At 62.4% G+C, this 18,224-nt stretch carries 24 protein-coding genes and 1 tRNA gene; 12 read left to right on the top strand and 13 right to left on the bottom strand.

Going from position 1 to position 18,224, the window contains the following annotated elements:
• Positions 1-14: 14 nt before the first annotated feature.
• Together NKI39_RS06705 and NKI39_RS06700 are read left to right on the top strand one after the other, a co-directional pair.
• Positions 15-425: a winged helix-turn-helix transcriptional regulator gene (locus tag NKI39_RS06705; RefSeq protein ID WP_352466906.1), complete on the top strand. Its 411-nt coding sequence runs from the start codon at positions 15-17 to the stop codon at positions 423-425.
• Positions 426-499: 74 nt separating this feature from the next.
• Entirely contained in the window at positions 500-1,738 is a 1,239-nt protein-coding gene (locus tag NKI39_RS06700) for an FAD-dependent oxidoreductase (protein WP_352768915.1), read from the top strand.
• On the opposite strand, the gene NKI39_RS06695 is transcribed toward NKI39_RS06700, so the two are convergent.
• Together NKI39_RS06695 and NKI39_RS06690 are read right to left on the bottom strand one after the other, a co-directional pair.
• Positions 1,686-2,411, bottom strand: a complete 726-nt coding sequence (locus NKI39_RS06695) for a glutathione S-transferase family protein (protein WP_352768912.1) — start codon at positions 2,409-2,411, stop codon at positions 1,686-1,688. The genes NKI39_RS06700 and NKI39_RS06695 overlap by 53 nt on opposite strands.
• Before the next feature lies 1 nt (position 2,412).
• Complete coding sequence (locus NKI39_RS06690) at positions 2,413-2,718, bottom strand: Rieske (2Fe-2S) protein (protein WP_352470198.1); 306 nt, start codon at positions 2,716-2,718, stop codon at positions 2,413-2,415.
• 100 nt (positions 2,719-2,818) lie between these two features.
• On the opposite strand from NKI39_RS06690, the gene NKI39_RS06685 reads away from it, so the two are divergent.
• Positions 2,819-3,271 (top strand): MarR family winged helix-turn-helix transcriptional regulator, encoded by a 453-nt coding sequence (locus NKI39_RS06685; protein WP_352539585.1) that lies wholly within the window; start codon positions 2,819-2,821, stop codon positions 3,269-3,271.
• Between the two features lie 38 nt (positions 3,272-3,309).
• On the opposite strand, the gene NKI39_RS06680 is transcribed toward NKI39_RS06685, so the two are convergent.
• A complete protein-coding gene (locus NKI39_RS06680) occupies positions 3,310-3,738 on the bottom strand; it encodes an anthrone oxygenase family protein (RefSeq protein ID WP_352768909.1) in 429 nt (142 codons plus the stop codon).
• 156 nt (positions 3,739-3,894) lie between these two features.
• Between NKI39_RS06680 and NKI39_RS06675 the strand changes: the two genes are divergently transcribed.
• From NKI39_RS06675 to NKI39_RS06655, 5 genes are all read left to right on the top strand, one after another.
• Positions 3,895-4,548, top strand: a complete 654-nt coding sequence (locus tag NKI39_RS06675; protein WP_352539587.1) for a TetR/AcrR family transcriptional regulator — start codon at positions 3,895-3,897, stop codon at positions 4,546-4,548.
• A 23-nt stretch (positions 4,549-4,571) separates the two neighbouring features.
• Entirely contained in the window at positions 4,572-5,591 is a 1,020-nt protein-coding gene (ilvC, locus tag NKI39_RS06670; RefSeq protein ID WP_352831149.1) for a ketol-acid reductoisomerase, read from the top strand.
• Positions 5,592-5,848: 257 nt separating this feature from the next.
• Entirely contained in the window at positions 5,849-6,826 is a 978-nt protein-coding gene (locus tag NKI39_RS06665) for a DUF3592 domain-containing protein (RefSeq protein WP_352831147.1), read from the top strand.
• A 494-nt stretch (positions 6,827-7,320) separates the two neighbouring features.
• Positions 7,321-7,842 (top strand): hypothetical protein, encoded by a 522-nt coding sequence (locus tag NKI39_RS06660; RefSeq protein ID WP_352539589.1) that lies wholly within the window; start codon positions 7,321-7,323, stop codon positions 7,840-7,842.
• Positions 7,835-8,458 carry a hypothetical protein gene (locus NKI39_RS06655; protein ID WP_352831145.1) on the top strand — a complete coding sequence of 208 codons (624 nt, stop codon included), beginning with the start codon at positions 7,835-7,837 and terminating at the stop codon, positions 8,456-8,458. The genes NKI39_RS06660 and NKI39_RS06655 overlap by 8 nt, the downstream gene beginning before the upstream one ends.
• Positions 8,459-8,468: 10 nt before the next feature.
• On the opposite strand, the gene NKI39_RS06650 is transcribed toward NKI39_RS06655, so the two are convergent.
• From NKI39_RS06650 to NKI39_RS06640, 3 genes are all read right to left on the bottom strand, one after another.
• Positions 8,469-8,753 carry a PilZ domain-containing protein gene (locus tag NKI39_RS06650; protein ID WP_352470452.1) on the bottom strand — a complete coding sequence of 95 codons (285 nt, stop codon included), beginning with the start codon at positions 8,751-8,753 and terminating at the stop codon, positions 8,469-8,471.
• Between the two features lie 175 nt (positions 8,754-8,928).
• A complete protein-coding gene (locus tag NKI39_RS06645) occupies positions 8,929-9,513 on the bottom strand; it encodes a BA14K family protein (protein WP_352539591.1) in 585 nt (194 codons plus the stop codon).
• 49 nt (positions 9,514-9,562) lie between these two features.
• Positions 9,563-9,700 carry a hypothetical protein gene (locus tag NKI39_RS06640; protein WP_352470206.1) on the bottom strand — a complete coding sequence of 46 codons (138 nt, stop codon included), beginning with the start codon at positions 9,698-9,700 and terminating at the stop codon, positions 9,563-9,565.
• Here NKI39_RS06640 and NKI39_RS06635 point away from each other — a divergent pair.
• Together NKI39_RS06635 and NKI39_RS06630 are read left to right on the top strand one after the other, a co-directional pair.
• The gene (locus NKI39_RS06635) at positions 9,699-10,811 is read left to right on the top strand and encodes an endonuclease/exonuclease/phosphatase family protein (RefSeq protein ID WP_352539592.1); all 1,113 of its coding nucleotides are present in this window, start codon (positions 9,699-9,701) and stop codon (positions 10,809-10,811) included. The genes NKI39_RS06640 and NKI39_RS06635 overlap by 2 nt on opposite strands.
• Positions 10,812-10,818: 7 nt before the next feature.
• Positions 10,819-11,547: a hypothetical protein gene (locus NKI39_RS06630; protein ID WP_352831143.1), complete on the top strand. Its 729-nt coding sequence runs from the start codon at positions 10,819-10,821 to the stop codon at positions 11,545-11,547.
• Here NKI39_RS06630 and NKI39_RS06625 read toward each other — a convergent pair.
• From NKI39_RS06625 to NKI39_RS06610, 4 genes are all read right to left on the bottom strand, one after another.
• A complete protein-coding gene (locus NKI39_RS06625) occupies positions 11,544-11,786 on the bottom strand; it encodes a hypothetical protein (protein WP_352636669.1) in 243 nt (80 codons plus the stop codon). The genes NKI39_RS06630 and NKI39_RS06625 overlap by 4 nt on opposite strands.
• Before the next feature lie 114 nt (positions 11,787-11,900).
• Entirely contained in the window at positions 11,901-13,118 is a 1,218-nt protein-coding gene (locus tag NKI39_RS06620; RefSeq protein WP_352815349.1) for an ABC transporter permease, read from the bottom strand.
• A gap of 2 nt (positions 13,119-13,120) precedes the next feature.
• On the bottom strand, positions 13,121-13,831 hold the full coding sequence (locus NKI39_RS06615) for an ABC transporter ATP-binding protein (RefSeq protein ID WP_352831141.1): 711 nt from the start codon (positions 13,829-13,831) through the stop codon (positions 13,121-13,123).
• A gap of 2 nt (positions 13,832-13,833) precedes the next feature.
• Positions 13,834-15,126: an efflux RND transporter periplasmic adaptor subunit gene (locus NKI39_RS06610; RefSeq protein ID WP_352539596.1), complete on the bottom strand. Its 1,293-nt coding sequence runs from the start codon at positions 15,124-15,126 to the stop codon at positions 13,834-13,836.
• A 111-nt stretch (positions 15,127-15,237) separates the two neighbouring features.
• Between NKI39_RS06610 and NKI39_RS06605 the strand changes: the two genes are divergently transcribed.
• Both NKI39_RS06605 and NKI39_RS06600 read left to right on the top strand, forming a co-directional pair.
• Positions 15,238-16,143 (top strand): PhzF family phenazine biosynthesis protein, encoded by a 906-nt coding sequence (locus NKI39_RS06605; RefSeq protein ID WP_352831139.1) that lies wholly within the window; start codon positions 15,238-15,240, stop codon positions 16,141-16,143.
• Between the two features lie 105 nt (positions 16,144-16,248).
• Positions 16,249-16,324: transfer RNA gene (locus NKI39_RS06600), tRNA-Lys, on the top strand.
• Positions 16,325-16,425: 101 nt separating this feature from the next.
• Here NKI39_RS06600 and NKI39_RS06595 read toward each other — a convergent pair.
• The 3 genes from NKI39_RS06595 to cobT all read right to left on the bottom strand — a co-directional run bounded on the left by NKI39_RS06595 (position 16,426) and on the right by cobT (position 18,204).
• The gene (locus NKI39_RS06595) at positions 16,426-16,677 is read right to left on the bottom strand and encodes a hypothetical protein (RefSeq protein ID WP_352681703.1); all 252 of its coding nucleotides are present in this window, start codon (positions 16,675-16,677) and stop codon (positions 16,426-16,428) included.
• 70 nt (positions 16,678-16,747) lie between these two features.
• Complete coding sequence (locus NKI39_RS06590) at positions 16,748-17,167, bottom strand: hypothetical protein (protein ID WP_352831137.1); 420 nt, start codon at positions 17,165-17,167, stop codon at positions 16,748-16,750.
• 26 nt (positions 17,168-17,193) lie between these two features.
• Positions 17,194-18,204, bottom strand: a complete 1,011-nt coding sequence (gene cobT, locus NKI39_RS06585) for a nicotinate-nucleotide--dimethylbenzimidazole phosphoribosyltransferase (RefSeq protein WP_352831135.1) — start codon at positions 18,202-18,204, stop codon at positions 17,194-17,196.
• Between the last annotated feature and the right edge of the window lie 20 nt (positions 18,205-18,224).

Below are 18,224 nucleotides of genomic sequence, written 5' to 3'. Positions count from 1 at the left end.
CCAGGGAACCAGCCATGGACGGCAAGATCGTCAATCTGAGATCGAAGCTCGAGATATACAAAGCAGGCAGCGGTGGCGGAAACCTTGCGGATTGCCCGGTTCGCGACGTGATCCAGGGCATAAGCAATAAATGGAGTTCACTGTTGATGGAGGCCTTGGCCGAGAAGCCGTACCGCTTCGGCGAATTGCGGCGGCTGGTGCCCGATATTTCACAGCGCATGCTCACCCAGACGCTGCACGATCTGCAGCGCGACGGCTATGTGCATCGCCAGGTGTTCCCGACCAAACCGCCGAGCGTCGAATACAGCCTCACCGATCTCGGGCGCTCGATGTTTGGACCCTTGCATCAGCTGATCCAATGGGCCGAGCTCAATCACGGCGCTGTACGCGAGGCACGGAAGGTTTTCGATGCTGCCGAAGGCTGAGCCTCCAGGCCGAGACGGCGGCTTGATTTAGCGGCGGTGCTGAAGGATTGTCCGGCCTGGGTTGGGGCGGGCAGATGGGCAATTCTCTGGACATCGCGATTGCCGGCGCCGGGCCGGCTGGACTTGCCGCCGCGCTCTATCTCACGCGCGCCGGACATAGGGTCACCATCTTCGAGCGCTTCGACCAGCCACAACCGGTCGGGTCCGGGCTGATCCTGCAGCCGACCGGGCTGACGGTGCTTGCCGATCTCGGCCTGCTCGATGACATTCTGGCGCTGGGCAGCCGCATAGACCGCCTGCATGGTGCAGATGCCAAGACCGGCCGCACAGTGCTCGACGTCCGCTACGATGCCCGGAGTGGCGGCCGCTTCGGGCTGGCGGTGCACCGCGCGGCTCTGTTCGGCGTGCTTTTCCGCGCCGCCCGGCGCCAGGCGCTCACCATTGAGACAGGTATCGAGCTCGAGACGCTGGAAACCGGCGAGCGGGCAACATTGATCTGCGGCAACGGACAACGGATAGGGTCGTTCGACCTGGTAGTGGATGCCAGCGGTTCGCGCTCCAAACTGCGGCGGTGCGTGAACAATCCGGGCGAACCGCGATCGCTCGCCTATGGCGCGTTCTGGGCATCGCTTGGCTGGCGCGGCGAGGGTTTCGACGAGCACGCGCTGCTGCAGCGCTACGACAGCGCGAGCGTGATGATCGGCGTGCTGCCAATCGGCCGGCCCGAGCCGGATGCCCAGAAGATGGCGGCATTCTTCTGGAGCCTCAAGCCGGCGGATGCCGAGCGCGTCTGGGCGGCAGGTCTCGAGGCATGGAAGGCGAGATTGGTCGGGCTGTGGCCTGAATGCGCGGCCTTCATCGACCAGATCGACAGTTTCGAGCAGCTCTCGCTGGCGCGCTATGGCCATCACACGATGAAGACGCCAGCCGGACGGCGATTGGCCGTTATCGGCGACGCGGCCCATTCGACAAGCCCGCAGCTCGGGCAGGGCGCGAACATGGCGCTGCTCGATGCAGCCGCGCTCAACTACGCGCTCATAGGAACGGACCGTATCGATACTGCGCTGGAAGCTTACGTTCGGGCGCGGCGATGGCATGTGCGGGTCTTCCAGACGCTGTCGCTGGTGCTGACGCCGTTTTATCAATCGGATTCGATTGTGATGCCGTTCGTCCGCGACAGGCTGGTGGCGACGCTGGCAAAAGTCCCGCCGGCGCCGCAGTTTCTTGCTTCCATGGTTACAGGAACGGTGCCCAATCCATTCAAGCCGATAGGGCTTGCGGAAGCGCTGTGGCCGGATCGCCTTGGCGGATGATTTCCGAAAGGTGCGAACCCTTAGCCTGCAAGAATGCATGGAGGCGTTGCGGATGATCGGGAGCGACCGCGCCCTTCACGGATGGGCGTTTGCGCAACGCCTCGCGCCACACCTGGACATGCGGCTTTCCGTCCAGGATGCCGAAATCGCCGATCCGGTCGAAGACGTCGAAATAGCGAAAAATCGGGCCGTAGACCGCGTCGACCAGTGAAAAGCGCTCGCCGTCGAAGCATGGCCCAGCCGCGCCGTTCGCCAGTTCCACTCCCAGGCGATCGAACATTGCTGCCAGAGCCCCGCGTTCGGCGATGAAGGCGGCTTCGGTGAGAGCTGAATAGAAGCGGCCGATGGCATTGAGGATTGCCGAGCCGAACTCGATCCAGGCGCGATGCCGGGCACGGGCGTAGGGGTCGGTGGGATGCAGCGGATTGGGCTGGGTTTCCTCGAGGAATTCGAGGATGACGAGCGATTCGAAGATCACCGTTTCCTGGCCGTCATGCTCAACGCGGAGCAGCGGCACCTTGCCGAGCGGCGATATCGCCTTGAACCAGGCAGGCTTGTTGGCGAGATCGACCGTGATGCGCTCGAATGGCACGCCCTTTTCGCGAAGCGAAATCGCCGTGCGCTGCACATAGGGGCAAAGATGATGGCTGACGAGAGTGAGCTTGTCGGTCATCTCACTCCCCCCAGACATAGTTCAAAGCACCGTCCTCGACGCGGGTGGAGAGGAACATCAGGCGGGAGCCCTTCGGCGCCGGGCCTTCGAGGCGATCACCGTTCGCCATGTCGAACGAGGCGCCGTGCCACTGGCAGACGAGCTTCCCGTCCTTGCAGTCGAGCGGGCCACCGAAATGCAGGCAGACGTTGGCGGCGGCGCGGATACGCTCGCCGCTGCGGTAGACATGGACCTCGCGGCCGAAAAACGGAGCGATGAGGCTGCCTGTTTCCGGAATGTCGGCGATCTTGCAGATTTCATGCTTCATCGGAATTGCCTCTCGTGATTGATGCGATTGCATCTATATAGATGCATTTGCATCGATCGTCAAGCTTGATGCAATTGCATCTATCGCCTACGATGCAATCATGACCGGGATTCCTTCACCTCCAGCCATCAAGGCCTGGGCCCGCCTGATGCGGGTTTCGCGCCAGTTGTTGGAAAGAGCCGAGGACGCGCTGAAGGACAGTGGCCTGCCGCCGCTTGCCTGGTACGACATCCTGCACGAGCTTGCCGAGGCGGGCGAGGGCGGATTGCGGCCGTTCCAACTCACCGAGCGCACCCTGTTTGCGCAGTACAACATCTCCCGGCTGCTGGCGCGGCTCGAAGCCGACGGGCAGGTCGAGAAGCTTCCAGTTGCCGATGACGGCCGCGGGCAAACAGTCCGCGTCACAGACAAGGGACGCGAGACGCGCCGCCGCATGTGGGCTGTCTACGGCCGGTCGATCGCGGAGTTGGTCGGCTCCCGGCTTTCCAATGTTGAACTGGACGCGCTGTCAGCTCTGCTTGGGCGCCTGCGAGATCCGCCCGCCCTGGAGTGACACGCCTTCATGACGAAGATGGCGACCGATTGGCGAGGTCAGGCACTGCCCAAGAGGAATGCCAACGTCGCCAGAACGCCAAGCCCGACGCGGACCAGATGCAGATTGCCCCATTTGGCGATCAATGTCCGAGCTTCAGGATTGACGGAGTTCGCGTCCATCGCCTCCAGCAACCTATTTGCCGGCATCATCACCAGCAGCGTCCATGGCCAAGGCAGGATGATCAGCACAGCGCCGGCCAGAAAAGCGAGATTGCCGGTCAGCCACCACGCGACGAGGCCTAGAATACAGGCGATGACGGCGATCGAGGCCTGCATGGCGGCGCCGCGCTTGTAGGAAGGCTGCCATTCCTGCAGCAATGCTTTGTCCTCGAGGCGAAGCCTCGCCGGCTGTTCGGCGACGCTGACGTAGATAGCCGCACCCGCGAACACTGCGGTAACGGTCAACGCAAGCAATCCGGCGAGCATGATCAGTGTCTCCCGTGATGCCCCGCATGGAGCAAGCTACAGAAATAAAGGCTTGCGTCGGGTCGGGCAATACGCCATAAAGCCGAACCGTAACGTACGGTACGCCATCGAGCTCGTATCTGAACTGCGGGTGAGTTCGCGTCCTGAGGAAAAACTGTGTTGCACGCTGTGACCGACATCGAAACCAGCGAGGCGCTGACGGAGCGGCAGAAGGACGTGCTCGACGCCGCCCTTCGCCTGCTGGTCGAAGAGGGCGATCAGTTGACCATGACCGCCGTGGCGCGGCGGGCGAGCTGCTCGAAGGAGACGCTCTACAAATGGTTCGGCGATCGCGACGGGCTGTTGACGGCAACGGTACAATGGCAGGCGTCTAAGGTGCGGGTAGTGCCGGTCGACCGCAAGGGGCTCGACCTCCCTTCGCTGACGGCGAGCCTCGAACGCTTCGCTTCGGACTGGCTCAAGGTAATTTCGAGCGACACCTCGATCGCGCTGAACAGGGTGGCGGTCGGCCATGCTAGTTCGGGGAAGGACGATCTCGGCGCCATCGTGCTGGAGAACGGCCGCTTCGCACTGGCCCGGCGCCTTAAACCGGTGCTGGAGGCAGGCAAGGAAGCTGGTTTCCTCGAGTTTTCCGACGCGGAGACGGCGTTCCGCACCTTTTTCGGGCTGGTCGCCCGCGACGTGCAGATCCGCCTGCTGCTTGGCGACCGGCTGGAATTGACTGATGCGGCGATCGGCGGCGATGCCGTCCGGGCGACGCAGCAGTTTCTCGCTCTTTACGGGGCAAAAACCGGGCCGCAAGGCCTCTGAATTCAAAACGGGAAGGAACAAAAATGCGTGTCTATTACGATCGCGATGCCGATCTCAACCTGATCAAGGGCAAGAAGGTCGCCATCATCGGCTATGGCAGCCAAGGCAGGGCGCATGCGCTCAACCTCAAGGATTCCGGCGTCAAGGACATCGCCGTCGGCCTCAAAGCCGGCTCGGCGACCGCCAAGAAGGTCGAGGCCGACGGGCTCAAGGTGATGAGCGTAGCCGATGCCGCCAAGTGGGCCGACCTGATGATGATGGCCACGCCGGACGAGCTGCAGGCCGACATCTACAAATCCGAGATCGCGCCGAACATCCGCGATGGCGCAGCGATCGCCTTTGCCCACGGCCTCAACGTGCATTTTGGCCTGATCGAGCCCAAAGCTTCGGTTGACGTCGTGATGATCGCGCCGAAGGGGCCTGGCCATACGGTGCGCGGCGAATACCAGAAGGGCGGTGGTGTGCCGTGCCTGGTCGCGGTCAACCAGGACGCTTCGGGCAATGCGCTCGACCTGGCGCTCTCCTATGCCTGCGGCGTTGGCGGCGGCCGCTCGGGTATTATCGAGACCAATTTCCGCGAGGAGTGCGAGACCGACCTGTTCGGCGAGCAGGTGGTGCTGTGCGGCGGCCTGGTCGAATTGATCCGCGCCGGCTTCGAGACACTGGTGGAAGCCGGCTACGCGCCGGAAATGGCCTATTTCGAGTGCCTGCACGAGGTCAAATTGATCGTCGACCTGATCTATGAAGGCGGCATTGCCAACATGAACTACTCGATCTCGAACACCGCCGAATGGGGCGAATATGTCTCGGGCCCGCGCATCATCACCGCCGAGACCAAGGCCGAGATGAAGCGCGTGCTGAAGGATATCCAGACCGGCAAGTTCACCTCGGAATGGATGCAGGAATACCGCGCCGGCATGTCGCGCTTCAAGGGCATCCGCCGCAACAACGACAGCCACCAGATCGAGGAAGTCGGCGCCAAGCTGCGCGCGATGATGCCGTGGATTTCGAAGAACAAGCTGGTTGACAAGGCCAAGAACTGAAGGACGTCCACGTTCGTTTCGTTACCCGTCCTCGGGCTTCGCCCTGCGGGCGCGTGGGAATTTCCATGAACAAGCTGGTCGACAAGGCCAAGAACTGATCGCAATTTCATTGCCGATCAAGAAAGGCCGGCGGAGCGATCCGCCGGCCTTTTCGCATCAAGATCGTGTGGTTTCCAGGCTTCTGGACAGGCGCACTATCCTCATCACCGTGATATGCCTGTGCGGGGCATGGCACAAAAGTGCCAAGGGGGTGAGAGTTGGAACTCAAATTTCTGTTGATCGGGTTTGCCTGCGCGGTTGCCGGCATGCTCTCCCTCGTCACCTTGCTGAAATGGTGGGAGGTGAGGGCGGTCAGCCGCTGGTCTCCGACGCCGGGAAAAATCATCTCGTCGCGGGTCGAGGCCCGCGAGGTGACCAGTTCGGGATCCGGTTCGGACAGCAGAGGGTCGACCGAAATCCGCAACTTCCCGGCAATCACCTTCGAATACAAGGTGAACGGCAAGACATTTCGCAGTTCGCACTACAGCGTGCAGGAGAACCTTGGAAACTTTGCAGTGGCGGAAACCCTTGCGAAATTTCCAAACGGGGCCGGCGTAACCGTCTTCTACAATCCGGCCGATCCAGCCAAGGCGGTGATCGAACGCACCATGCCCGACGGCTCCTTCAAGTTCATGGTCCAGCTTTCGGCCGGGCTGGTGGTCGGCGCGCTTGTATTGGTCTTCTCCGTCGGCGGCGTCCTCGAAGCGATCCGGCCGTTTTTGCCCAGGCCGCAGAACCTCGGCGCCGCTGCCCTGCTGCTTTTCATGGGATTGTTTGTCCTGCGCATGGGCTTTGCCCAGAAGTCACTTGCGGAACAGGCGGCCAAATGGCCGATCACGGCAGGACGCATCGATGCTTCGGGCCTGCAGAAATTCGAGACCCGCGACAGGTCCGGAGGCGGCTATCGGCCCTGGCGGACAGTCTTCAAATCCCGCGTCGTCTACAGCTATAGCGTCGCCGGCCAGCGCTACGCCGCCGATCGCATCGCGTTCGGCGCAAACGTGACGGCTTCGCTGCCGAGCCTCGTCAGCGGTCGATCGCAGCGCTACCTCCAGGGCGACAAGGTCGAGGTCCACTACGATCCCGACAACCCGGTTGCAGCGGTTCTCGAATGCAGGGTGAGCGGGCTCTGGCTCCTGTGGGTCTGCGCAGTTGGCCTCCTCGGTGGAGCCGCGCTGCTGGTAGGCGTCATCTGAAGCTGCTGTCCTAGGCTGCATATCCAGCGGAAAAAGACGCCTGTCTTCAGCATCTGACAAGAACTCCGCTGTCGAAGCCAGGCCATGTCAATCTCACCGTCGCCCCGTCGACCACAATATGGATGACACGGGAGAACGGCTCTTCGGCCGACGGGTCGGATCCGTAGCATTGGCTGGCCCGAGCCACCCAGCCCGTAGGCGTCTTGAGAAACGATGCGTGTTCGCAGCCGAGAGCAGGGACCGACAGCGCGTCGCGGTACAATGTGTAGACAGTCTGGCGTTGAACATCCGCAACGGCGGTACAGTTCGATCTGTCCCCGGACCATGTGCCCACATAGGGTTCCGTGGCAAAGGCGCTGCCGCACGTAAATGTTAAGATCGAAATGAGCATCAAGAGATTTCGCATCATCGATTCTTTCTTTTCGACGCGGCCTTGGGCCATGCTAAAGCATCGATGCTCAAACTTCACAATGATGCTGCTCCAAGGGACTTAAATGATCATCCGCAAAGCAGCAGCTATTTTTCTGAGCATGCTGAGCCTGTTGCAAGCAGCGAACGCAACAGAATGTTCGCTCAGCCATGCGACCTATCGCGAGCCGCGTTCGGGAGCGACGATACAGTTCCGGCCAACCAACAACGAGCCGGCCGCGCTGACGACCGAGGTCTTTTCGTTGATCGTGCCCAATACCGACATTCGTCTGCCGTCGGACATTACCTGGACCAATGGCAAGTACTCCTTTCCTGTGGGCACGATCCGGCACACCTGCACCGACGACGATCGTGAGGCTGGTCTCGAGGACGGCACCGGGCTGTGCAGAGTGTGGGATGGGCAAGTCTATGCGTTCAATGCAGGCGGTGCCGAGCAGTTGAATTCCCGCGAAGCCTCGCCGGCACCGGCAGGGTTGCTGTTGCCTGACTTCGGCGCGATTTTTACCGAATGGCCCGATTTCGCCAATGCCAATCCCGACGGTTCAGCCTGGGATGCCTTTACCTTGTCGGGTTGCAGCGATGAATAGCAAGAGACTGCCGGCCTGCATCTGCGCCCTGCCGGTCCTTGTTGCCATGGCAACCGGCGCTCGTGCCGACCAAAGCAAGCCGTCGCGTCCGCCTGTCGACAAATGCGCTTGGGAACGGCTGGCGGACAGGGATGTCGGGCTGGCTGCCTGGGTGCAGCGTTGCGATTTCGGTCTTCGCCGGATTCATTTCGAGCTTGGCGGCAATGCTCTTGCCATCAAATACAGCGACGGCGGGCCGGCCGATCCTGTCGTCGAAGTCTTCGATATGCTGCCTGGCGAGGCCGCCGATGCTGCGTTGCAGCGCATTTTTACGGAGAAGACCGAGAAAGCCATCAGCACACGTTGCGTGCTCATGCCTTACACCGAAGGGGCGACGCCCGCGCGCATCCTCCGGTATGTTTTCAGTCCCAATGCCGCCTATCGTGAGGAATTGAAGACCGTCGCCAACCCTGACGAGGTCGGCGTACCGCCTTGCGGCGAATGGGGCGAAGCCCCGGACGGCATTCAGTATTTCGAGGTGCAATCACCCGAACTGCGAAAGCTTCTATTCGTTCGCGTCGGCCAGGATGAGCCGCTGTTTGACGAGCAGACACTGCGAGTCCTGCCACCCGGATAGCGCCGGGATCTCAGCCGTAGTGCCAACTGGGCTTTGGTTCGGTACCGGTGAACATCACGCCGATACGATCCTCGCGGCGCCAGCGGACCACGGCCTTGTAGGCAATGCCGTCGGTCGGAACATAGAGCAGGAACTCATCGGGCACGCGCGCGTCGATCGAGACCTTCAATTCGGCGCCGCCGGCGTGCATGTTGCGCAGCGTGCATGTGACCTCGGAATTGCTCACGCCGGTCAGGATCGTCGCGCCCTTCAAGACGCGCTGCCGGTGTTTGTCCCTCTGTTCGTCCTCGGCCATCGCACGCAATCCAGCCATTTTTCGCGTCTCGGGCGTTCTGATCGGGAGGATTATTAGACCTGCCTGATAAAAATAGCGTTATCAGCAGTCGGGACTGGGCGATGTTCGCGGTTCCTGGCTGGAAGAAAAAGGCGCCGCGAAGCACGGCGCCGAATGATGCTTGTTGTCGGCCTGCTTACCTATAGGGCGAGTAGCATTGCTGGCGCGGCCCGTAATAGGGCTGGAAGGTGTTGTCCCAGGCGCGGTACGACCGGTAGCGATTGTAACACCATTGGACATGAGCACTGGAAAGCCGCCCTGCGCGATAATAGCGGCGCGGTGGCGGCGCGTCGTAGTAGTTGTAGCTGTTGTACAGGCTGCCAAGGCCGAGGCCCAGGCCCAAGCCAAGAATCGCGGCACCCGCACCATCATCATAGTAGCCGCCGCGGTAATGGCGGCGATGGTGGCGCCAGCGCCAGCTGTCGTCCCAGCCGCCATTGTCCCAGTGTCTCGAAAAATGACGGCCGCGGAAATTGTGGGACCGCCATCTCCAATCGTCGCCGCCGTGCCATTGCCGAAAGCCGCGATTGCGCCAACGCCAGATCTGCCTGTCATTGCCGCCTGCCCAATCTTCACGAATTTGCACGATGTCGGCAGCGTTGCCCGCCACCGGCAGCAGGGGTTTGGGCATCGGCCCGGCAAGCGACGGGGCCGAGAGGCTGGCGATCAGACCGAGGGCCATCAGCCCGGATCTGACGGAAGATAAAAAGAGCGGTTTCATCGCACTCTCCGAAATTCAGGCCCCACGCCCAGAAACCTCGGGGAAGGGCCTATTGATGGAACTTTCCATCTGAACGGAAGATGAACAAAAAGGTTCCGTCAACCATGGCGAGCGCGCGATCAATCAGAGCCGCCTGGTTTCTGCGCCCTTGTTTTCGGGCGCGCTTGCGGGCAAAGCTCAAAGCCATGTCGCTGCGCCTTGCCACCTTCAACGTCGAAAACCTAATGAACAGGTTTGATTATTCCGGATACCGCAATCAGCTCAACGAAGATCGCACACTGGCGCTTTTCGACATCCAGAGCGAGGCCGAATACAAGATGCTCGAGCAGGCGCGGGCGATCGCGCAATCCGACGACACGCGCCAGTTGACGGCGCTGGCGATCGCGGCCACCCGCGCCGACATCATCTGCATGCAGGAAGTCGACAATATCGAGGCGCTGAGGGCCTTCGAATATGGCTATCTGTTCAAGATGGTGGGGCAAGGCTACCGGCAGAAATACACCACCGCCGGCAATGATTCGCGCGGCATCGACGTCGCCGTGATGATGCGCAACGAGACCGCGCAGGGCCAGCCAATCGAATTCGTGCGCATGACTAGCTACGCCTATGTCACGTTCGAGCAATTCGGCCTGCACACGGCGGAATTGGCAGCGCTTGGTCACCAGGCCAATGAACGCATCTTCCGACGCGACTGCCTGGAAATCGATCTGACGGTCGCTGGCGCGCCGTTGACGCTGTATCTCGTGCATTTCAAGTCGATGGGCTCGCCCCGTAACGGCCTCGACGGCCGCGAGGCGACAATGCCGCTGCGCATCGCCGAGGCGCAAGCGGTGCGCCGGATCATCGAGGAGCGCTTCGGTAAGGATAATGCCGCCGACAAGCGCTGGGCAATCTGCGGCGACATGAACGACTACCGGCAGCGCGTGAAGATCACTGGCGATGTTTTCGACGGCCATCGCTTCGAGGTGATCGACGAGACCCGGTCCTGCATCGACGTGCTCACTGCCGGCGGTTTTTGCGAAAACACGGTCGAGCGGCGGCCGGAAATGGACCGCTGGACTTTCTATCACACGCGCGGACCGGAAGAGCGGCATCTCTGCCAGCTCGACTACATCCTTTTGTCGAGGGCGCTAGCCAGGCAGAACGCCACCGCCGTTCCCGATATCATCCGTAGCGGGCAGCCTTGGCGCACCATATTTCCGGCGGGCCAGGAGGTCGAGCGCTTCCCACGCGCCGGGTGGGACCGGCCGAAGGCATCCGACCATTGCCCAGTAGCAATTGCCCTCGACATGGTGTGAGACAGGCGTGAGTTTCGATTTGCCGCGCAACGTCATCCTGCCGGTCGATGCCATCGACGTCAGGCTCGATTCCGGCCCGCATCCGTTCGAGCGCGATCATGCCGACGCGATCGCGGCGAACTGGCGGCGTGAGACCGCGGCCAAGCCGGCGCTTTTCGACGGCACCGTGGTGCTGCTTTCCGCTCTCAGCTATCGCGACAATCGCCTAGTCGGCCGTTGCCATGCGGTGCGTTATTCGACCTTCATGCTTTGGCGCAGCAATCGACAGGTGCCTGGCGCCGAACATGCCTACGCGCACGCCATGCTGGTCGCCGGCGACAACGCGTTGGTGGCGATCCGTATGGCACCGCATACGGTCAATGCCGGGCGCGTCTACTTCGCCGCCGGTTCGTTCGAGCCAACCGATTTCCGCGACGGCATTGTTGACGTCGACTTCAACATGATCCGCGAGGTACTGGAGGAAACCGGGCTCGATCTATCAGGTGCGACACGCGGCAGGCGCTATTACGCCCTGTCGACGGCAACCGGCACGGTGATCTTTCGCCGCTACCGCGAGACGGCCTCCGCCGACGACCTGGCACAGCGGATCAGTGCATTCGTCGCCGCCGAATCAGAGCCTGAAATCGAAGGCCCCGTCATCATCCGCAATGCAGCCGACCTGCCGGACGGGCTGATGCCGCATATGAGACCGCTGATCGAATGGCACTTTGCGAGCGAGCAAGGTTTCCAACTCTAACGTCGTAGCCTACCTTCAATAGCCTTGCGGTCGTTGCGGGCGGCAACAAAATACAACAGCACGCCGAGACCCAGGAGCGCGCCCATCGCCGTTCCCATCGTCTGCCCAATTACCTGCTGGAAGTCAGCGGTGACGCGATCGGGGTTGTCCATCCCATAAAGGATCAAATTCCACCAAAGCCCTGCCAAGGCGGCTTCGACGATCACAATCGCCAGAGCCAGTCGCGCTTTCTTGCTCATCCATTGTTCCCCCCTTAGTCCCCAACAGCATTGTTATCATTGCAGAATGTGCTGCGACAAGGGCAGGTTGCATAAAAAATTGGCAGCGTCTGGAGGCGACACTTGCTGCAATGCCTATTCATGCCTCAGCGCGTCGATCGGGTTAAGCCGCGCGCCGCGCAGCGCCGGGAAGAAGCCGAACACCATGCCGATCAGCGCGGAAAAGCCGACCGCAAGCAGGATGACCGCCGGGCTTGGCGCAAACGGGATCGTCAGCGTTAGCGAGGCGAGGCCGGCCAGCGCCAGGCCGATCAGGATGCCGATGATGCCGCCAAGCAGCGACAGCACGGTTGCCTCGACCAGAAACTGGATGAGGATGTGCTTTTCGTGGGCGCCGATGGCGAGCCTGATGCCGATCTCGCGCGTGCGCTCGGTTACCGACACCAGCATGATGTTCATAATGCCGATGCCGCCGACGAGCAGGCTGACGCCGGCGACGGCGCCGAGCATGCCAGTCATGGTGGTGGTCGCGCTGGCCATGGCATCGGCGATCTGGGTCATGTCGCGGATCGAGAAATCATCGTCGCGGTCGGGCGTGATGCGGCGTGTGTCGCGCAAGATGTCCTCGACGCGCTGCTGCAGCACCGTGGTTGGCGTACGGTCGTCGGCGGCGACATAGATCGAATCGATGTCGCGATTGCCGGCAATGCGACGCTGATAGGCGGCGAGCGGCATCAGCACGACATTGTCCTGGTCCTGGCCGAAACCGGTATAGCCCTTCGGTTCGAGCAAGCCGATGATCTTGCAGGAAGTGCGGTTGACGCGGATGATCTCGCCTTCAGGGTCGCCGGCGCCGAAGAACTGCTGGCGCACCGTCTCGCCGATGAGGCAGACGCCGGTCCCCGAGCGGGTTTCCGAATCGCTGAACGGACGGCCCGAAACCAGCTTCCAGTCGCGGGCATCGAGATAGACGCTGTCGGTTCCGGTGACGCCCGAGGTCAGGCTTTCGGTGCCGAAAATGACGCGCACCTGCTTTTGCGACGCCGGCGAGATGGCACGCGCGCCGTCCAGATGCGCGACAAGCGCTGCGAGATCTTTGTCGCCCAGCGGTCGGACGACCTGATCGAGCCCTCCAGGTCCGCCAGGCCCGGCCGGACGGCCGGAACGGATGACGAGCAGATTGCTGCCGAGCTTGGAAATGTCGGATTTGACCTTCTCGGTGGTGCCCGAGCCGATGGTCAGCATGGCGATGACGGCGGCGACGCCGATGACGATGCCGAGCAGCGTCAGGAACGAGCGCAGCACGTTGCGGCGGATGGAGCGGAGCGAGAGGCGAACGGTTTCCCAGATCATGGCTAGGCCATCTCGAGATTGGCTGTGTCCAAGGCGACATGGCCATCGAGGAAACGGATCGTGCGCTGCGCATAGCCGGCAACATCGGCTTCGTGCGTGACCATGGCGATAGTCAGCCCGAGCTCGCTGTTCAGCTGCGTCAGGAGTTCCATGATCTCGTGCGTGCGTGCGGTGTCGAGATTGCCGGTCGGCTCGTCGGCAACGAGCAGCGTCGGCCTGGTGACGATGGCGCGGGCGATCGCCACGCGCTGCTGCTGGCCGCCGGACAGCTCGGCTGGCGTATGATGCTCGCGGCCGACAAGGCCGACCTCGGCAAGCGCCTGCATGGCAAGGCCGCGACGCTCGCGGGCACCAACGCCGCGGTAGATCAGCGGCAGTTCGACATTCTCCGCCGCCGTGGTGCGCGGCAAGAGGTTGTAGCCTTGGAAGACGAAGCCGACATAGAGGTTGCGCAGTACGGCGCGGCGATTGCGATCGAGACGGCCGGCGTCGATGCCTTCGAAGCTGCAGGTCCCAGCGGTCGGCGTGTCGAGGCAGCCAATGATGTTCATGGCCGTCGATTTGCCCGAACCGGACGGGCCCATAATGGCGATGAATTCGCCGCGCCTGATGGCGAGGTCGACGCCGGCCAGCGCATGCACCCGGGCTTCGCCCTGGCCATAGCTTTTCCAGACCTTGTCGAAGCCTATGAGGGTGGTCGCGCCCGATGCCACGATCAGCTCCGCTGCTGCGAGGCGGTAATGACTTGCGCGCCTTCCTCCAGGCCGGAGACGATCTCGGTCAGTTCTCCGTCTGTCGAGCCGACCCTGACGTTGACCGGATGCGGCCGCCCATTCTCCAGCACGTAGAGCGTGCGCGAGCCGTCGGTGGGCTTCGCCGCCGCCTGGTGCTGGCGGTTGCCGCCGGGGCGTCCCATGCGGCCGGTGAACAGGTCGGTGAGGCTCCAGCCGCGCTCCGCCGTCTGCGCCGGCCGGTAGCGGAAGGCGATCGATGGCACGGTGAGCACGTTCTTGGCCTGCTTGGTGACGACCGAGACGGTGGCTGTCATGCCGGGCCGCAAAAGAAGCTCGCTATTGTCGACGTCGAGCCTTGCATCATAGGTAACGACACCGTCGGTGGTGACCGAGGCATAGGAAATGTCGCGGATTTCGGCGTCGAATGGCCGTTCGGGGAACGCGTCGACGGTGAAGCGCGCATGCTGGCCGGGTTTGACGGCGCCGATATCGGCCTCGTCGACCGCAGCCTTCAATTCCATGTTCTTCAAATCCGCGGCGATGACGAACAGCACCGGCGCCTGCAGCGAGGAGGCGACCGTCTGGCCGGGGTCGACCGAGCGCGTCAGTATGATGCCGTCGATCGGAGCGTAGATGGTACTCTTGGCAAGATCCGTCTGTTGCGCCTTGAGATCGGCATTGGCCATGGCGAGGTTGGCTTTGGCGATATCAAGCGCCGCCTTCGAGCGGTCGCGGGTGGCGGTTGCCGCTTCGAGCGACTGGTCCGTCGCCATGCCGCGCTTGGTCAGTTGCGCCGCGCGCACCAGCGCCTTTTCGTTTTCGGCCAGGGTCACGGTGGCGTCCTCGACGCTCGCCGCCGCTGCCTTGGCGGAGGCCTGGGCGCGCTCGATCTGCACCTCCAGCTTTGCGGTGTCGAGCGCGGCCAGCACATCGCCCTTCTTCACCAGCTGGTTCTCGTTGACCGAAACCGAGCGGACGACGCCGGAGAGTTCGCTGGAAATATCGACCTGGGTGAGAGGCTGCAGCGCGCCGGTAGCCGAAACGGCGACGGTAAGGTCGGCCATGGCGGCCAGTGTCGTGGTATACTCGATCTTGGCGGGCGAGCCCGCATACCACTGGTAGCCGACGACACTCGCGGCGACGGCAAGCAGTGCGAACACTGCGTAACCCCAACCGCGACGGCGTTTTGTCTTCAGGCCCTGGTGGTCGAGCCCGAGCGCCGTCTCGATGGCGGAAGCGGATTCCGTCTTTGGCAGATTGACAATCTGGTCCACGCCGGACCCCTATGTTCAGTGATATCCCATCGGTGCACAAATCAGGCCTTATGGTTCAAAATTCAAATTAAATTTCGCTCATGTTTGGAATGAGGCAGAGGACTTACTGAGATGCAGCCGCGGAATTACTTGCTTTACGACGTATTCACCACCAACTGGCTGGCCGGCAATCCGCTGGCCGTGGTGCTCGACTGTGATGGGCTGGACGTTGCGACGATGCAGGCGGTGGCGCGCGAGTTCAACCTGTCCGAAACCGTCTTCGTGCTGCCGCCGGACAACCCGAAGCACCGGGCCCGCATCCGTATCTTCACGCCCGATTATGAAATGCCGTTCGCCGGCCACCCAACCGTCGGCTCGGCGATAGCGCTCGCCGAAATTGCGGGAGAGGCCGCCGGCATCTTCGTGCTCGAGGAGAATATTGGCCCGGTGCGCTGCGCTGTCAGCAAGCACGACGGTTCGACCTTTGCCGAGTTCGACCTGGCGAAACTGCCGGCGCAGCTGGCATTGTCGGCCGATCCCGAGGCGATCGGCGCGGCCCTTGGCCTTGGGCCGCACGAGATCGGCTTCGAGAACCACCGCGTTTCGTTCTGGTCGGCGGGCGTGCCCTACGTGACCATCCCCGTCGCCAATCTGGAGGCGGCCGCCCGGATCAGGCTGGACAACCAGGCCTGGTCGGAGCTCGCACCACGCAAGAGCGAATGGGCCTTCGCCAGCCCCTATGTCTATTGCCGCGAGACGGTGCATCACGACAGCGCCTTCCATGTCCGCATGATGGTGCCCGGCAATCCGTCCTACGAAGACCCGGCGACCGGCTCAGCGGCGGCCGCCTTCGCCGGCGCGATCATGCATTTCGACGGCCCGACGGACGGCGTTTCACAACTGTGGATCGAGCAGGGGCTGGAGATGGGCCGGCCTTCGCGCATTCGCCTCGAACTGAATGTCGAAGGCGGCAAACTGGCGGCCGCCCGCATCGGCGGCCATGCGGTGAAGGTGGCTGAAGGCAGGCTTTTTGTTTGACGGGCGCGGCACTTCGGCGATTTGTCGGGAAATGAATCCCACGGGGCTGGACATGGCGGATATCGGCGGCTATATGCCCGCCAACGCCGGTTTTGCCGGCCGAGTGGGTGCGTAGCTCAGTTGGTAGAGCAGCTGACTCTTAATCAGCGGGTCCACAGTTCAATCCTGTGCGCACCCACCAAAAATCTCCAGGATTTGGTGGAAGGACCTTAACGAGCTGGGAACGCGAGACGGCGTTTTGCAGGTTTGCACGTATCAGCCAGCTGCGGTCGGCTCGCCCGACTATTGGATGGTGGGCCTCAGATAGGTCAGGATTGCTCGCGTTATGGCTATCACGCCGTCGACGGCATCGAAGTTTGTTTTGCTCTTGCCTGCGATCCATTCGAGTTCAGGATGCCTGGGCAGTCGAAGTGCATTGAATAGCGCCTCGCCCGAGAGACCGCCCAGTCCAAAGGATGTAGGTTCATCGTCTGCGTAGTAAGGAAAGTGAAAATCCAGCCGGATAGGCCCACCATATCCAAGCTTAAAGGTCATTGTGACTGTAACATCGTGACCAAATCTGTTCTCAAAAATTCCGCAGAACCTAAGGTCCTTGGCATCATAGCTATGCCACTGCGTCGATAATCCCAAAGAATCCCCAAGCCCTGAGGGTATGCGCTTTCAGTTCTTTGCGATTGGGGAATTTTGCCTCTTCAGGATCGTAGGGAAGCGGTGGATCGATGTAGTCTGTCTCGGTTCGCCAATCTTCCGCGGCGCTGCGAAGATCTTCAAAAATCTGAACGATTCTCGGGTCTGTCTGCTCGCCAGAAAAGATTGAGATTCGCCATTGAGAAATCATCTCGCATAGCTCTTCGACCGTATGGCCCGATCGCTCTGCCCAATCCTCGGTGGCGAGTATCCACGGCGAATTGTATTTCAGCCCGGCAAAGGCGCCGCTCTTGCTATCGAAATCTCTGATGATCCGAGCAAGAATATCGCGAAGCCCCTGTTTGGGGTCTCCGAAGATCTGTGAGCGTTTGTTCATCAACGCGATCCGCGCTTGGCTCCGCCTTACTTCTCCGACACGCCGGCCTCGGCGAAGCTTGCCATGCGGGCATGGCATTCGAGCGCCGAGCGGACGATGTTGACCGCCAGGCAAGCGCCGGAGCCTTCGCCGAGACGCATGCCGAGATCAAGCAGCGGCGGCAGACCGAGCGCTTCGAGCAGGCGGCGGTGGCCGGACTCGGCCGAGACATGAGCGGCCATGGTGTGGGCAAGGCCGGCAGGATGCAGCCCGGCCAAGGGTGCCGCGGCGGCGGTGCAGACGAAGCCGTCGAGCAGCACCGGCACGCCGAGATGGCGCGCCGCCAGTGTAGCGCCCAAGATCGCCGCAAGCTCGCGGCCGCCGAGGGCTGCCGCTACCTTCAGGGGATCGCCCAGCGCCGGGGCGTGGCGCTTCAGGCCGGCCTCAATGGCGACGATCTTGCGCACGAGGCCGGCGTCGTCGACGCCGGTGCCACGCCCTGTCCATCGCTCCGCGCCGCCGCCGAACAGCGCGGTCGAGATGGCCGCCGCCGGCGTGGTGTTGCCGATGCCCATTTCGCCGAAGCAGACGAGGTCGAGTTCCTTGCTGATCGCGTCGTAGCCCGCGGAGACGGCGGCGAGGAAGGCCTCGTCGTCCATCGCCGGCTCTTGCGTGAAGTCGCCGGTCGGGCGGTCGAGGTCGAGCGGGATGACGTCGAGTTCGGCGCCGGCAATGCGGGCAAGCTGGTTGATGGCAGCACCCCCACCGGCGAAATTCGCCACCATCTGCACGGTGACCTCCGACGGGAAGGCCGACACGCCTTGCGCGGTGACGCCGTGGTTGCCGGCAAAGACGAAAACCTTGACGCGGTCGAGCTTTGGCATGTCGCGGCCCTGCCAGCGCGCCAGCCAGGCGGCTACTGTCTCCAGCCGGCCGAGGCTGCCTTGCGGCTTGGTCAGCGTGTCCTGGCGCCGGGCGACGGCATTTGCGGCGGCATCGCTGCCAGTGGGCAGGTCGAGGCAGGCGGCGCGCAGTTCATCGAGCGATTTGAAAGGCATGGGGGCAAAATCTCCGAAAC

The organism is Mesorhizobium sp. M0664 (assembly GCF_040320565.1).
Classification (GTDB): Bacteria; Pseudomonadota; Alphaproteobacteria; order Rhizobiales; family Rhizobiaceae; genus Mesorhizobium.
The sequence above is the reverse complement of the archived record's forward strand: the minus strand, read 5'-3'. Positions and strand labels throughout refer to the sequence as shown.

Bases quoted from the DNA above. Each gene is read 5' to 3' on its own strand.
- NKI39_RS06705 (WP_352466906.1), top strand. From the start codon at position 15: ATGGACGGCAAGATCGTCAATCTGAGATCGAAGCTCGAGATATACAAA.
- NKI39_RS06700 (WP_352768915.1), top strand. From the start codon at position 500: ATGGGCAATTCTCTGGACATCGCGATTGCCGGCGCCGGGCCGGCTGGA.
- NKI39_RS06695 (WP_352768912.1), bottom strand. From the start codon at position 2,411: ATGACCGACAAGCTCACTCTCGTCAGCCATCATCTTTGCCCCTATGTG.
- NKI39_RS06690 (WP_352470198.1), bottom strand. From the start codon at position 2,718: ATGAAGCATGAAATCTGCAAGATCGCCGACATTCCGGAAACAGGCAGC.
- NKI39_RS06685 (WP_352539585.1), top strand. From the start codon at position 2,819: ATGACCGGGATTCCTTCACCTCCAGCCATCAAGGCCTGGGCCCGCCTG.
- NKI39_RS06680 (WP_352768909.1), bottom strand. From the start codon at position 3,738: ATGCTCGCCGGATTGCTTGCGTTGACCGTTACCGCAGTGTTCGCGGGT.
- ilvC (WP_352831149.1), top strand. From the start codon at position 4,572: ATGCGTGTCTATTACGATCGCGATGCCGATCTCAACCTGATCAAGGGC.
- NKI39_RS06660 (WP_352539589.1), top strand. From the start codon at position 7,321: ATGATCATCCGCAAAGCAGCAGCTATTTTTCTGAGCATGCTGAGCCTG.
- NKI39_RS06655 (WP_352831145.1), top strand. From the start codon at position 7,835: ATGAATAGCAAGAGACTGCCGGCCTGCATCTGCGCCCTGCCGGTCCTT.
- NKI39_RS06650 (WP_352470452.1), bottom strand. From the start codon at position 8,753: ATGGCCGAGGACGAACAGAGGGACAAACACCGGCAGCGCGTCTTGAAG.
- NKI39_RS06645 (WP_352539591.1), bottom strand. From the start codon at position 9,513: ATGAAACCGCTCTTTTTATCTTCCGTCAGATCCGGGCTGATGGCCCTC.
- NKI39_RS06635 (WP_352539592.1), top strand. From the start codon at position 9,699: ATGTCGCTGCGCCTTGCCACCTTCAACGTCGAAAACCTAATGAACAGG.
- NKI39_RS06640 (WP_352470206.1), bottom strand. From the start codon at position 9,700: ATGGCTTTGAGCTTTGCCCGCAAGCGCGCCCGAAAACAAGGGCGCAGA.
- NKI39_RS06625 (WP_352636669.1), bottom strand. From the start codon at position 11,786: ATGAGCAAGAAAGCGCGACTGGCTCTGGCGATTGTGATCGTCGAAGCC.
- NKI39_RS06620 (WP_352815349.1), bottom strand. From the start codon at position 13,118: ATGATCTGGGAAACCGTTCGCCTCTCGCTCCGCTCCATCCGCCGCAAC.
- NKI39_RS06605 (WP_352831139.1), top strand. From the start codon at position 15,238: ATGCAGCCGCGGAATTACTTGCTTTACGACGTATTCACCACCAACTGG.
- NKI39_RS06595 (WP_352681703.1), bottom strand. From the start codon at position 16,677: ATGACCTTTAAGCTTGGATATGGTGGGCCTATCCGGCTGGATTTTCAC.
- NKI39_RS06590 (WP_352831137.1), bottom strand. From the start codon at position 17,167: ATGAACAAACGCTCACAGATCTTCGGAGACCCCAAACAGGGGCTTCGC.
- cobT (WP_352831135.1), bottom strand. From the start codon at position 18,204: ATGCCTTTCAAATCGCTCGATGAACTGCGCGCCGCCTGCCTCGACCTG.